Source organism: Exiguobacterium profundum, from assembly GCF_001909285.1.
In the GTDB taxonomy this organism is placed as follows: Bacteria; Bacillota; Bacilli; order Exiguobacteriales; family Exiguobacteriaceae; genus Exiguobacterium; species Exiguobacterium profundum.
Map to the genome: position 1 here is coordinate 502,142 of NZ_MRSV01000001.1, position 14,364 is coordinate 516,505.

The following is a 14,364-nucleotide window of genomic DNA, read 5'->3' on the forward strand; positions in this document are numbered from 1 at the left end:
GTTAAGACACCGCCCTTTCACGGCGGTAACACGGGTTCGAATCCCGTACGGGTCACTTAACCTAAGCGTAAAGAAGCCATCTCAATCGAGATGGCTTCTTTTGTTATATCAAGGAGGGAATTCATGAAAAAGGTACTCGTCGCTGTGTCGGGTGGAGTCGATTCCATTGTCTTATTGGACCGTCTCGTCAAGCAAGGATGGGATGTGGCGGTGGCGCACGTCCATCACGGTTTACGAGAAGCATCAGATGAAGAGTACACGTTCGTCGCACACGTAGCGGCATCCTACCAAGTCGCGTTTCATGGGACGCGTCTCCATTTTCAAGAAGGAGCATCACAGGCTCATTACCGTAAGGCCCGCTACCGCTTTTTTGAAGACGTCATGAATGAACATGGATACGATACACTGGCCACGGCTCATCATGCGGATGATGTGTTGGAGACGGTGCTCATTCAACTTCACCGAAACGTAATCGAAGTGAAAGGAATTCCCGAGAGAAGAACGTTCGGGCGTGGGACGTTGATCCGTCCTTTATTAAGAGAAACAAAGGTGCAACTCATCGAGTATGCTCGGAAAAACGAACTTGCCTGGAGGGAAGATGCCACCAATCAGGAAGTGACCTATTTACGGAATCGGATCCGTCACGAAATCATCCCGAGGCTGAAACAACTGTGGCCGACAGTCGTTGACGATGTATACGATACGGCGAAACAGACATACGCTGAATGGGACATGCGTTACCAGTCATGTGGGCGATGGATTGAAGAAAATGTGGATCTTGAAATGAAAGCGTTTCATGTGAAACTTGATGAGTTTAATCGCTTATCCTCACTTGAGCGGTATACGGTCGCTCGCTTGCTGTCCCGTCGCTATGGGGTAGAGGTCAACGAGGCGCTTGAGAAGCTAAGGACGAGTCAAAAGGACACCGGGACCTATCACCTGTCAGGTGAGTGGTTCATGATGAAGCAGAAGAGGGTACTTAATCTTGTACAACGTTCGACAGAAGCATCACTTCACCCCGTTCAGGTCGAGTCGTTACCGGCCGTCGTTCAATTTGGAAAGCGTACGGTTTCGTTGTCCATCGAAGAAGGACGAGAAGGTATTCCGCTAAAGGAAATCACTTATCCGCTGACGATTCGTTCGCTCGCACCGGGTGACCGGATGCAGTTGAACGTGGGGACAAAAAAAGTATCCCGCATCCTAATCGATGAAAAGGTTGAGCGAACCATTCGACCGACGCTCCCGTTGCTTGAGGACGCCTCGGGACGAATTCTCGCGATTGTTGGGGTAAGAGTTTCAGAATTTCTAGACAAGTCGGATGCGATTTGCCTACGATTAATGGTAAAATGATGATTGTGTCGAAACAGAAAGAGGAGGATTTCAAGATGTCATTAATGAACGATATGGAGAAAATTTTAATCTCACGTGAAGAGATTCAAGAAAAGGTGAAAGAACTCGCTGGAACATTGAGCGAAGACTATAAAGAAGAGTTCCCGCTTCTCGTATGTGTATTGAAAGGCGCGATGCCATTCATGTCGGACCTCGTCAAAGAAATGGATATCCATTTAGAGATGGATTTCATGGACGTGTCGACGTATCATGGAGGAACTTCTTCGACAGGTGAAGTGAAAATCGAGAAAGATTTAAATACATCTGTAGAAGGACGCGACATCTTGATTGTAGAAGATATTATTGATAGTGGATTGACGCTTGGTTACCTCGTCGATCTTCTTAAATACCGTAAAGCGAAGTCTGTGAAGATTGTCACGCTTCTCGATAAGCCGACTGGCCGTAAAAATGGTTTATCAGCAGACTATAGTGGTTTCGTGATTCCACACGAATTCGTTGTCGGCTACGGTCTTGATTATGAAGAGAAATATCGTAACCTTCCTTATGTCGGTGTGCTCAAACCGAGCGTTTACGGGGGCTAACGTTTTTCTTTTGAAAATGTGACGTGGTAAGATAAAGGAAATCCCCAAAGTATAGGCATATACTGAATGGGCGAGAACATCGTTTCTCGGAATAGGAGGCAGAGAATGAATCGTGCAGTGAAAAACACATTGGTTTTTGGTGTGATTTTCCTAGCCTTGATCTTGTTCCTTCAATATTTGCAGAATCCGAATAGTCAGAGTGAAACGCTCTCGTATTCGAAATTCCTAGAATATGTGGAAGATGATCGGATTGAGACGGCAACCGTACAAGAAATCCCGGGGGCTATCTCGATTACAGGCGATCTTACAGGAGATGAAGACCAACGTTATGAAACAAACATTCCAGCGAACGAAGCGGAATATGCGGATGTATTAACGCAGCTTCGAGCGAATACGGATATTCAAATCGAGGAGGCTGAATCCAACAGTAGCTGGTTCAGCATCGTCTTCGCGATTTTACCATTCATTATCATCTTCATCTTGTTCTTCTTCTTGTTGAACCAAGCGCAAGGTGGTGGCGGTGGTGGTCGTGTGATGAACTTCGGGAAATCGAAGGCGAAACTATACGACCAAGAGAAACGTCGCGTCACATTCAAAGATGTGGCTGGGGCGGACGAAGAGAAGCAAGAACTCATCGAAGTCGTTGAATTCTTGAAAGATCCTCGCAAATTCTCGAAACTCGGCGCACGTATTCCAAAAGGGGTCTTACTCGTAGGTCCTCCAGGGACAGGTAAAACACTCTTGGCTCGTGCGGTAGCCGGTGAAGCCGGTGTTCCGTTCTTCTCGATCTCAGGTTCGGACTTCGTTGAGATGTTTGTCGGGGTCGGGGCGTCACGTGTTCGTGACTTGTTCGAAAACGCGAAAAAGAATGCGCCATGTATCATCTTCATCGATGAAATTGATGCGGTCGGTCGCCAGCGTGGTGCCGGTCTCGGTGGTGGACACGATGAGCGTGAACAAACACTGAACCAACTTCTTGTTGAGATGGATGGATTCAGTGATAACGAAGGAATCATCATGGTTGCGGCGACAAACCGTCCAGATATCCTTGACCCGGCCCTCCTTCGTCCAGGTCGTTTTGACCGTCAAATTACGGTCGATCGTCCGGATGTCAAAGGGCGCGAAGAAGTATTGAAAGTCCATGCACGTAACAAGCCACTCGATTCGACGGTGGACTTGAAGTCGATTGCACAACGTACGCCTGGTTTCTCTGGGGCAGACTTAGAGAACCTCTTGAACGAAGCGGCACTCGTTGCGGCACGTTCGAACCGTACAGCTGTTTCAGTTGTCGATGTGGAAGAAGCGATTGACCGTGTTATCGCAGGTCCTTCGAAGAAGAGTCGCATCATCTCTGAAAAAGAGCGCAACATTGTTGCATATCACGAAGCGGGTCACACAATCATCGGTCTCGAGCTTGAGAATGCGGATGAAGTACACAAAGTGACAATCGTTCCACGCGGAAACGCGGGCGGATATGTCGTCATGCTTCCGAAAGAAGATCGTTACTTCATGACAAAACCTGAACTCGAAGACAAGATTGTTGGTCTTCTTGGTGGTCGCGTCGCCGAAGATGTCATCTTTGGAGAAGTGTCGACCGGAGCGAGCAATGACTTCCAGCGCGCTACTGGTATCGCACGTAAGATGGTCATGGATTACGGGATGAGCGATAAACTCGGACCGCTCCAGCTCGGTTCAAACCATGGCGGACAAGTCTTCCTTGGTCGCGATTTCCAGACAGAGCAGAACTACTCGGATGCGATTGCGCAAGAAATCGATTTGGAGATTCGAGACATCATCAATCGCTGTTACGCGAAAGCGAAGCAGATTTTGACAGATCGTCGCGAAGATCTCGAACTCGTTGCAAAGACGCTGCTTGATGTCGAGACGCTCGACTCGAAACAGATTCGTCATTTGATCAAGACACGCGAGTATCTTCCGCATGAGCCGGAAGAGGACGTGGATGGATCGACGGATGCGGATGACGCAGCGAAGAAAGATGATGCAGCCGTTCAACACGGTCAAGTCGTCGATCAACCTGAAGTTGTCCAAGACAGCCAGCCGGATGTCGTACCTGAAGGCGATAAGCCAGAAGCGACACCGACAGAACGTCCGAATAACGAATCACGTTAATGAAAAAGACGAATGCCCTTGACGAGGCATTCGTCTTTTTTCGTGTTATAATTCGAGCGAACTGCAATTGACAACAAAGTGAGGAACTATATCATGATTTTAGTGATTGATGTTGGAAATACAAATATTGTTCTCGGGATGTACGATGGAGATCATCTCGTACACCATTGGCGCATCTCAACGGATCGTACAAAAACGACCGACGAGTACGGCATGCTGGTGAAATCGCTATTCGATCATTCGAACGTCTCGTTCGACCAGGTCGAGGGAGTGATCTTATCTTCTGTCGTACCTCCTGTTATTTTCCCACTTGAACAAATGTCGCAACGATACTTCAATGTACGTCCAATCGTTGTGGGACCAGGTGTGAAGACAGGGTTGGACATTCACGTCGAGAATCCTCGCGAAGTCGGGGCCGACCGAATCGTTAACGCGGTGGCTGGAATCGCCAAGTATGACGGTCCGCTCATAATTGTTGATTTTGGAACGGCAACCACGTATTGTTACATCGATGAGAAACGTCGTTACCATGGCGGAATCATCTCACCAGGTATCATGATCTCAGTGGAGGCACTCTATCAGCGTGCCGCGAAACTACCTCGGATTGAATTGGCGACCCCGCCGACAGTCATCGGGAAGAACACGATTCAAGCGATGCAATCGGGGACATATTATGGATATGTGGCCCAAGTGGACGGTATCGTGAACCGGATGAAGCGTGAAGTCGGTGAAGCGACTGTCATTGCAACGGGAGGGCTGGCGCGATTGATCAGTGAACATGCAGAGACGATCGACCATGTGGATTCGTTCCTGACACTCGAAGGCCTCCGTCTCATTTACGAGCGCAATCAAAAGTAAACTAAAGGAGTTAAATCATATGATTCATACAGAACAACAAGCATTACTCGACCAGATGAAGGATGACTATCTCGTTCGTGCCCTCGGTTTTAACGGAGAGGTTCGTGCCTTTGCCGCACGCACGACAAAAACGGTATATGAGACGCAACTTCGTCATCAAACGACACCAGTTGCTTCAGCTGCCCTCGGACGGACGATGACGATCGGCTCGATGATTGGAGCGATGCAAAAAGGTGCAGCGCGTGTCACGCTTAAAGTAGAAGGTGATGGTCCAATCGGGAAAATCATCGTGGACGCGGATACAGCGGGAGATGTTCGTGGATATGTGTCGTACCCGCGTGTCGATGGCGGTACATTCGTCAACGAACAAGGGTTGACGAAATTGAAAGTCGGCGAAGCCGTCGGAAAAGGAACCATTTCTGTCATTAAAGACTTAGGATTGAAAGACTATGTCGGCGGTTCTTCAGAGATTCAAACGGGCGAAATCAGTGAAGACTTCACGTACTACTTCGCCACATCTGAGCAAGTGCCGTCAGTCGTCGGGGCGGGTGTCCTCGTCTTACCGGAAGATGAATCGATTCTTGCTGCAGGTGGAATCATCGTCCAGTTGCTCCCGAACGCTTCTGAAGAGACGGTACTAGCGCTCGAAAAAGCACTTCAGACGTTCCCGCCCGTATCGGTTTTGATTGGTGAAGAAAAAACGCCAGAAGAAATGCTTCAATTACTCCTTGGCGATAGCCTCGATGTCCTCGACACGAACCCGATTCAGTTCAACTGCACATGCAGCCGTGAACGAATGGAAAGCGCCATTATCGGTCTCGGAAAAGAAGAGATTCGTCAGATGATTGAAGAAGATGGCGGAGCTGAAGCCGTATGCCATTTCTGTGGCGAAAAGTATCATTTCTCAGCGGAACAGTTAGAGACGATGAAAGTACAGGCACAGGCGTAAGCAACGTTCCAAATTGCATATTTTCAATTCGATAGGGTATGATAACAATATCGGAATAGTCGGAATTATGAAGGAGGAAATGCAATGCGTATCGTAAACTCAGTAACAGACTTGATTGGAAAGACTCCGATTGTGAAATTGAACGGAATGACTGGACCAGAGGATGCCAACGTGTATCTGAAGCTCGAATATATGAACCCGGGATCAAGCGTCAAAGACCGGATCGCCCTCGCCATGATCGAAGCGGCTGAAAAAGACGGCATCTTGAAGCCAGGTGATACAATCATCGAGCCAACTAGCGGAAACACGGGCATCGGTCTCGCGATGGTCAGTGCCGCAAAAGGATATAAAGCCATTCTCGTCATGCCTGAGACGATGAGCATGGAACGCCGAAACCTCCTTCGTGGATACGGGGCCGAATTAATTTTGACACCAGGACCTGAAGGAATGGGTGGAGCGATTCGTCGCGCTACTGAAGAAGCAGAGAAACATGGCTACTTCCTCCCGCAACAATTCAATAACGCAGCTAACCCGAACGTCCATGAAATGACGACGGGACCTGAGATTGTAGAGGCGTTTGAAGAATCAGGACTTTCAGTCGACGCTTTGATTGCCGGAGTCGGGACGGGCGGTACCATCACCGGCGCAGGTAAAGTCGTGAAGGCGAAGTACCCGGACGTAAAAATTCTCGCCGTTGAACCGGTCGATTCACCTGTCTTATCAGGCGGGAAACCGGGACCTCATAAGATTCAAGGGATTGGGGCTGGATTCGTTCCATCCATCCTCGACACGGAGATTTATGAAGGGGTTCTTCAAATCACGACAGAGCAAGCGTTCGAATATGCTCGTCAGGCGGCACGTACGAACGGTGTCCTCGGTGGTATCTCTTCAGGAGCTGCCATTGCGGCAGCACTTGATACAGCGAAACGCCTTGGTAAAGGGAAAAATGTATTGGCGATTATCCCGTCAAACGGTGAACGTTACTTGAGCACGCCGCTCTATCAGTTTGATGAAGAGTCAAACGAGAGTCGCGTATAACATTTCAGGCAGTAATCGAGAGACATTCTCTTTCGATTGCTGCCTTTTCTTGTGTACAATAAAAGGCATGAATGAATAGACGGAGGAATGACATGTGAGATCGACTGCGTTCAGAACAAAGCGGATGACGAAAGAGAAGGTGTATGAGGCATACATGACGTTGACGGCGGATCAACCGTATCATGCATGGTTAGAGAGTGGGAGAGCGGGACGGTATACGATTGCGGGAATCGAGCCGTTCGGTCGCTTTCATGTAAAAGACGGTGTCGGACTCTTGCAAGTGGGAGATACGACAGAAACGCTATACGGAAAGCCGCTTGAGCTCGTTAGTGAGGTACGGAAGCGATTTGAGGCCGAGCGTCCGGAAGGGGCTCCTCCTTTCTTTGGTGGCATGATCGGGTATGTCAGTTATGATGTGGCCCGGACGATTGAACGTCTCCCTCAGCAAGCGGAGGATGATTTGTCGACACCAGACGTCTCGTTTCTTCTATTTGACGAGGTGGCGGTGTTCGATGAAGTGGATTCGACCCTGTACTTGATGGTGACGGCGGAGGAAGGTGCAGAACGTAAGGCGGACCGATTGGCGGCCATGTGGAACGTCGAGTCGCATTACGCGTTCAAGCCGACAGGGCAGTCACCGATAGAACGATCGCGCTCCATGTCCCAGGAAGAGTTTGTTGAAGCGGTCAAACGGATTCAGTCCTATATCGTAGAAGGGGATGTGTTCCAAGTGAACTTGAGCGTTCGTCAGTCCGAACCGCTTCTCGCTGACCCGCGTCGAGTATATGATACGTTGCGTCAAATGAATCCATCTCCTTATATGGGCTATTTCGTGGATGACGCTTTAACGATGGTCTCCGCTTCACCAGAGCTGTTGCTTGAAAAACACGGAACCGACATTTCGACACGCCCGATCGCGGGTACGCGTCCACGTGGCAAAGATGATGTGGAAGACTTGGAGTTGGCGAACACATTGCTTGAAAACGAGAAAGAGCGGGCCGAACACGTCATGCTCGTCGATCTTGAACGGAACGACCTCGGCAAGGTGGCGGCATATGGCAGCGTTCATGTTGATGAGTTGATGGTGATTGAGAAGTACTCACACGTACAACATATCGTCTCGAACGTACGAGGTTCGATTCGGGATGAAGTATCAGGAGCCGAAGCACTGGCAGCAATGTTCCCAGGCGGTACCATCACCGGCGCCCCGAAAATTCGGACGATGGAAATCATCGAAGAACTCGAACCAGTTCGCCGGGGACTCTACACTGGCTCATATGGTTGGTTAAGTTGGGATGACGACCTCGTCTTCAATATCACGATTCGGACGATGGTCGTAAAAGACGGAATCGCATACGTTCAAGCGGGAGCAGGTATTGTGATCGATTCGGATCCGGTCTCGGAATATGAAGAATCCCTGTCCAAAGCGAAGGCGCTATGGGCGGCGAAACACATGACGGAGGAAACGACATGATTGTATTAATCGACAACTATGACTCATTTACGTATAACTTGGTGCAATATTTCGGTGAACTCGGTCAAGAACTAGTCGTGTATCGAAACGATGAAGTCACGATTCAAGAGATTGAGGCGCTTGCCCCGAGTTATCTTGTCATTTCGCCGGGACCTTGCACTCCGAATGAGGCGGGAATTAGCGTTGAGGCAATCCAAGCGTTTGCGGGGCGTATCCCGATTTTAGGGGTTTGCCTCGGACATCAGGCGATTGCGCAAGCGTTTGGTGGAGAAGTCGTCCATGCGGAGCGGCTCATGCATGGAAAAACGTCGAAGATTCAACATGACGGAAAATCGATTTTCAAGAAGATTCCGCAACAGTCGGTCGTGACCCGTTATCATTCGTTGACCGTGGAGCGTTCGTCTCTACCAGAATGTCTAGTGGTCACTGCAGAGACGGAGACTGGAGAAATCATGGCACTCCGTCACCGAACGCTTCCGATCGAAGGGGTGCAATATCACCCTGAAGCGATTTTGACTGAGCATGGGAAGGAAATGATTCGAAACTTTATCGAGGAGTATCGTCATGTGGTATTGGCATAACGGAGAGTTAGTCGAGCGTGAGAAGGTGTTGATCCCGGTTGAAGATCACGGTTTCTTGTATGGAATGGGCTTGTTCGAGACGTTCCGTACATATGAATTCGTCCCTTTCCTGTTCGATGCCCACTGGGAGCGCTTGATAAAGAGTCTCGATGAGCTGTGGATAGACTTCCCGTTTACGAAAGAAGAAATCGGGACGGCGATTCAGCAACTGTGCCGTCAAAATGATGCACCCGACCTCTATATCCGCTTGAACGTGTCGGCGGGGGTTGCACCACTTGGTCTCTATGCGGGGCGTTATGAGACACCGAACGTCACGTTGATCGTCAAACCGCTCTCCTCAGAAGTCGCACCACAGGAAAAGCGAGTCGAACCAATCCCGTTTCCGAGAAGTCGTCCTGAAGCGGCTTTTCGATTAAAATCGCATCATTACATGAACAATATCCTTGGGAAACGGACCTTACAAGACCAGAGTGCTGAAGGACTATTTGCGGACGAGCATGGATGTGTAGTGGAAGGGCTCGTGTCGAACATTTTTTGGGTCGGTCCAGATGATAGGTTATACACGACTCCGCTCTCGAGCGGAGCACTCGCAGGTGTGACGCGACAATGGGTGATGGACCATTTCTCTGTAGTCGAACAACCCGTGACATTTGAAGAATTGACTGCAGCGAAAGAGATTTGGATGACGAATTCAATCCAACAAGTCGCTCCGGTGACGCATTATGGAAATCTGAGATACCCCGGTAAAGACGGGGTACGATTTAACGAAGTGTGGGCGAAACTCGTTCGCTCACTTGGTTAGGAGGCGGAAACATGACGAAAATCATGGGTATTTTAAACGTGACCCCGGACTCGTTTTCGGATGGGGGACGGTATACGGCAATCGAGGAAGCTGTACGACATGCGAAACAACTCGTACAAGAAGGTGCCGATGCGATTGATATCGGTGGAGAATCGACAAGGCCGGGCGCAGTACTTGTTTCCGAGGAAGAAGAGATTGAACGTGTCGTCCCGATCATCCGTCGACTGACAAAAGAAATCGATGTTCCGATTTCGATTGATACGTATAAGCCGATGGTGGCGAGAGCGGCAATCGAGGCCGGTGCGACGATTATCAATGACGTATGGGGTTCGAAATGGGGAGACCGTTCGATGGCACGTGTCGCTTTCGAATATGGAGTTTCAATCATTTTGATGCACAACCGAACAGATCGGGACTATCGTCATTTCATCGAAGATGTGGTCAGCGATCTACAGGAATCAATCGAGATTGCGCATGCAGCAGGCGTAAAGGATGAGCACATTTGGCTAGATCCGGGCATCGGATTTGCGAAAGACGTGACGCAAAACCTCGAACTCATGAATCATCTTGACGTGATCACACGTCTTGGGTATCCGGTTCTGCTCGGCACGTCGCGTAAGTCGTTTATCGGTCATACGCTCGATTTACCAACAGAGGAGCGTCTCGAAGGAACGATTGCGACAACGTGTCTCGGAATCATGAAAGGGTGCGATTGGGTGCGTGTGCACGACGTCAAAGCGAACGCCCGTGCGGCGAAGATGATGGATGCGATGATTGGAGGGTATAGACATGGATAAAGTATTTGTGAACGGGATGCGTTTTTACGGTTATCATGGGGTGTTTGAAGAAGAAAACCGTCTCGGTCAACGGTTTCACGTGGATTTAATGTGTGAACTGGACCTCGCGCCTGCGGGACGTTCGGATGACTTAAACAATGGGGTCAGCTATGCCGGCTTGTATCAGTTGACGGAAGATATTGTGACGGGAGAACCGGTCAATTTGTTAGAAACACTCGGAGAACGCATCACGACAGCTGTGTTGGCGCATAGTGAGTTGATTCAACGTGTGACGGTTAAAGTAATTAAACCGGACCCACCCATCCCGGGACACTATGATTCAGTAGCAATCGAGATGACAAGGGGACGGACGTCATGATTTATATTGCATTAGGCGCCAATATCGGAGATCGGGCTAGACAGTTGTCTGCGGCAATCGATGAGATGGAGCGAACAGGTCTCCACGTCACGAAACAGTCGTCGGTCTATGAGACGGCTCCTGTCGGATATACAGAGCAACCTTCGTTTTTTAATATGGTGGTTGAAGTCGAGAGTCGCCAATCCTCGGACGAATTGCTCAACACACTTCAACAGATCGAACAACGATTAGGACGGGAACGTCTATTTAAGAACGGACCGCGTACCATCGACCTTGACATCCTCTTTTATAATGGGGAAGATATACAATCAGAACACTTAACGGTTCCGCATCCGCGTATGCAGGAACGTGCATTTGTTCTCGCCCCGTTAGCAGAGATCGCACCAGAACTCGTCGTTCGAGGACAAACGGTCGCCTCCTGGCTCGAAGGGCTACCGATGACGGACCGCCAAGATGTCGTCCGGTTACAGTTGCTTAGGAATTTGGTGAAATGAAGGATGTGTTGTCTTGACAGGCTTTAAGATTGGAAACATAGATATTAAAAACCGTGCAGTCCTCGCACCGATGGCTGGCGTGACCAGCCCTGCTTTTCGTTTGATTGCAAAAGAGTTCGGAGCGGGACTCGTCTGTGCCGAAATGGTTAGCGATAAAGGCATCTTGCTCGAGAACGCTCGGACGATGCGTATGCTATACGTCGATGAACGAGAGAAACCGCTCAGTTTACAAATCTTCGGCGGTTCGAAAGATACACTCGTCAGAGCGGCACAGTACGTCGATCAAAACACCAATGCGGATATCATTGATATCAACATGGGTTGTCCCGTACCGAAAGTGACGAAGTGTGACGCAGGGGCGAAGTGGTTACTCGACCCGGATAAAGTGTATGAGATGGTGAATGCCGTCACGAATGTCGTCGAAAAACCGGTCACGGTGAAAATGCGACTCGGTTGGGATGACGAGCACATCTTTATTTTGGATAATGTTAAGGCGGCTCAGACGGGTGGAGCAGCAGCGATTGCCATTCATGGACGTACGCGTGCCCAACAATATGAAGGAACCGCGAATTGGGATTGGATTGGCGAGGCGAAGAAAGTAGCGACCGTCCCGATTATCGGAAACGGGGATATCGCGACCCCGCAGGATGCGAAACGTGTGATTGACCAATATGGTGTGGATGCCGTCATGATTGGACGCGCTGCACTCGGGAATCCGTGGATGCTCTATCAAACGGTCCAGTACCTCGAAACAGGGGAGCTCCCTCCGGAACCAGAGGCGCGTGAGAAAATCGATATCTGCATGCTTCATCTCGACCGGTTGAGTGCAATCAAAGGTGAGCTGACAGCCGTACGCGAAATGCGTCAACACGCGGCTTGGTATTTGAAAGGGTTGAAAGGCAGTGGTCCGATTCGGAAACAAATCAATGAAACGGAATCGCGCGAGGCGTTCGCGGCGGTCCTTTATGGATTTGTGGACCAACTCGAACGACAACTGTCAGAAGTGTGAACTAGTGAAAAGAACTAATTTATGGTAAGCTTGTTTGGCGAAAAAGTGCACCACAACGAATGAACGGCTTCGGCTGTGCTGTTGGCCATCCGGTCGACAGTTTTTTGTTAGAGAGAAACCCAATATGGATAGAGGAGTGAATGGAATAGTGAGCCACGAGTTAGAAATGAATGATCAAATGCAGGTTCGTTTTGAGAAGATGACCGATATGCGTGAGCGCGGTCTCGACCCGTTCGGTCACCGCTTTGATCGTTCTGCACACGCAGGTGAATTACATGAGCAGTATGAATCAATTGAAAAAGAGGCTTTGGCTGAACAAGATGTAGAAGTCACATTGGCTGGACGCATCATGACGAAACGTGGGAAAGGGAAGGTTTTCTTTGCCCACATTCAAGATGTGACAGGTCAAATTCAAATTTACGTTCGTAAAAATGATGTCGGGGATGAGCCGTTTGACTTATTCAAGTCTTCAGACCTCGGTGACATCGTCGGTGTAAAAGGGAAGCTCTTTAAAACGAACGTTGGTGAGCTTTCGATTCACGTGGAAGAGTTTGAATTATTGACGAAGGCGCTTCGGCCGCTTCCGGACAAATATCATGGATTAAAAGATGTGGAACAGCGCTATCGCCAACGCTATCTTGATTTGATTACAAACCAGGACTCGCGTCAGACATTCATTTTGCGTAGCCGCATCATTTCTGAGATTCGCAACTTCTTAAACCAAAAAGGATATTTAGAAGTGGAAACACCGATGTTACACACGATTGCGGGTGGAGCAGCGGCACGTCCGTTCTTAACGCATCATAATGCGTTAGATATGGAACTCTACATGCGTATTGCCATCGAACTTCACTTGAAACGCTTGATTGTTGGTGGACTCGAGCGCGTGTACGAAATCGGGCGTGTATTCCGTAACGAAGGGATTTCTACACGTCACAACCCTGAATTCACGATGATCGAATTGTATGAAGCCTATGCAGATTACAACGACATCATGGATTTGACGGAAGAATTGGTTGCGCACGTAGCGAAAGAAGTGCTCGGTACAACAGATGTGCAGTATGGTGAAGATACGATCCATCTTGGCATCGGTTGGAAACGTGCACATATGGTCGACCTTGTTAAAGAAGAGACAGGTGTAGACTTCTGGCAACAAATGTCCGATGAAGAAGCACGAGCACTTGCAAAAGAACACGGTGTAGAAGTACAAGATCATATGACGTTTGGTCATATCGTGAATGAATTCTTCGAGCAGAAAGTAGAAGAAACATTGCTTCAACCGACATTTGTCACAGGACATCCGGTTGAAGTATCACCATTGGCGAAGAAGAATGAAACAGATCCACGCTTCACGGATCGTTTCGAGCTATTCATTGTTCGTCGTGAACATGCGAATGCCTTCACGGAGTTGAATGACCCAATCGATCAACGTGAACGCTTTGAAGCACAGTTGCTTGAAAAAGAAGCGGGGAACGATGAGGCGCACGAACTCGATAACGATTTTCTTGAAGCGCTTGAATATGGTATGCCGCCAACGGGTGGGCTTGGAATCGGGATTGACCGTCTCGTCATGTTATTGACGAACGCGCCTTCAATCCGTGACGTTCTTCTTTTCCCAACGATGCGTCATCAACAATAATCAATTAAGTGGTCGGATCATACGTGAGTATGATTCGGCTTCTTTATTTTTGATAGCCTCGAAACGCATAGGTATGCCGTTAAACAGAAGGGATACTAAAGATATAAAACTTTTTTAAAAAAACTTTTACAAAACCCCTTGCGTTAATGAGAGGTGTACGGTAAAGTAATAAACGTTGCCGCTGATGGCAGCGGAAAAGAAATAAAAAAGTGGTTGACAACTGTGTCGATGACTTGTATTATTTTAAGAGTCGCCAAGAGCGGCAGACGAACTTTGAAAACTGAACGATGAGGCAAAAATAAGT

At 48.8% G+C, this 14,364-nt stretch carries 14 protein-coding genes; all 14 read left to right on the top strand.

Annotated features, from left to right (window positions below):
• Positions 1-123 precede the first annotated feature (123 nt).
• The 14 genes from tilS to lysS all read left to right on the top strand — a co-directional run bounded on the left by tilS (position 124) and on the right by lysS (position 14,060).
• Positions 124-1,350 (top strand): tRNA lysidine(34) synthetase TilS, encoded by a 1,227-nt coding sequence (tilS, locus tag BBB58_RS02655; RefSeq protein ID WP_074035303.1) that lies wholly within the window; start codon positions 124-126, stop codon positions 1,348-1,350.
• A gap of 35 nt (positions 1,351-1,385) precedes the next feature.
• A complete protein-coding gene (gene hpt, locus BBB58_RS02660; protein WP_012727721.1) occupies positions 1,386-1,931 on the top strand; it encodes a hypoxanthine phosphoribosyltransferase in 546 nt (181 codons plus the stop codon).
• Between the two features lie 105 nt (positions 1,932-2,036).
• Positions 2,037-4,061, top strand: coding sequence for an ATP-dependent zinc metalloprotease FtsH (ftsH, locus tag BBB58_RS02665; RefSeq protein WP_012727720.1), 2,025 nt, complete (start codon positions 2,037-2,039; stop codon positions 4,059-4,061).
• A gap of 93 nt (positions 4,062-4,154) precedes the next feature.
• Entirely contained in the window at positions 4,155-4,919 is a 765-nt protein-coding gene (locus BBB58_RS02670) for a type III pantothenate kinase (protein ID WP_074035307.1), read from the top strand.
• A 19-nt stretch (positions 4,920-4,938) separates the two neighbouring features.
• Complete coding sequence (gene hslO, locus BBB58_RS02675) at positions 4,939-5,868, top strand: Hsp33 family molecular chaperone HslO (RefSeq protein ID WP_074035311.1); 930 nt, start codon at positions 4,939-4,941, stop codon at positions 5,866-5,868.
• A gap of 84 nt (positions 5,869-5,952) precedes the next feature.
• Positions 5,953-6,906: a cysteine synthase A gene (cysK, locus tag BBB58_RS02680; RefSeq protein ID WP_012727717.1), complete on the top strand. Its 954-nt coding sequence runs from the start codon at positions 5,953-5,955 to the stop codon at positions 6,904-6,906.
• Positions 6,907-7,000: 94 nt separating this feature from the next.
• Positions 7,001-8,380, top strand: coding sequence for an anthranilate synthase component I family protein (locus BBB58_RS02685; protein WP_074035316.1), 1,380 nt, complete (start codon positions 7,001-7,003; stop codon positions 8,378-8,380).
• The gene (gene pabA / locus BBB58_RS02690) at positions 8,377-8,961 is read left to right on the top strand and encodes an aminodeoxychorismate/anthranilate synthase component II (RefSeq protein WP_074035321.1); all 585 of its coding nucleotides are present in this window, start codon (positions 8,377-8,379) and stop codon (positions 8,959-8,961) included. The genes BBB58_RS02685 and pabA overlap by 4 nt, the downstream gene beginning before the upstream one ends.
• Positions 8,945-9,763, top strand: coding sequence for an aminotransferase class IV (locus BBB58_RS02695; protein ID WP_074035325.1), 819 nt, complete (start codon positions 8,945-8,947; stop codon positions 9,761-9,763). The genes pabA and BBB58_RS02695 overlap by 17 nt, the downstream gene beginning before the upstream one ends.
• Positions 9,764-9,774: 11 nt before the next feature.
• Entirely contained in the window at positions 9,775-10,560 is a 786-nt protein-coding gene (gene folP / locus BBB58_RS02700; RefSeq protein WP_074035329.1) for a dihydropteroate synthase, read from the top strand.
• Entirely contained in the window at positions 10,553-10,918 is a 366-nt protein-coding gene (gene folB / locus BBB58_RS02705) for a dihydroneopterin aldolase (protein ID WP_074035333.1), read from the top strand. Before folP ends, folB begins: the two co-directional genes overlap by 8 nt.
• Positions 10,915-11,412 carry a 2-amino-4-hydroxy-6-hydroxymethyldihydropteridine diphosphokinase gene (gene folK / locus BBB58_RS02710; RefSeq protein WP_074035335.1) on the top strand — a complete coding sequence of 166 codons (498 nt, stop codon included), beginning with the start codon at positions 10,915-10,917 and terminating at the stop codon, positions 11,410-11,412. Before folB ends, folK begins: the two co-directional genes overlap by 4 nt.
• A gap of 70 nt (positions 11,413-11,482) precedes the next feature.
• Positions 11,483-12,421 (top strand): tRNA dihydrouridine synthase DusB, encoded by a 939-nt coding sequence (dusB, locus tag BBB58_RS02715; protein ID WP_244150772.1) that lies wholly within the window; start codon positions 11,483-11,485, stop codon positions 12,419-12,421.
• A gap of 148 nt (positions 12,422-12,569) precedes the next feature.
• Complete coding sequence (lysS, locus tag BBB58_RS02720; RefSeq protein WP_012727709.1) at positions 12,570-14,060, top strand: lysine--tRNA ligase; 1,491 nt, start codon at positions 12,570-12,572, stop codon at positions 14,058-14,060.
• Positions 14,061-14,364 lie beyond the last annotated feature (304 nt).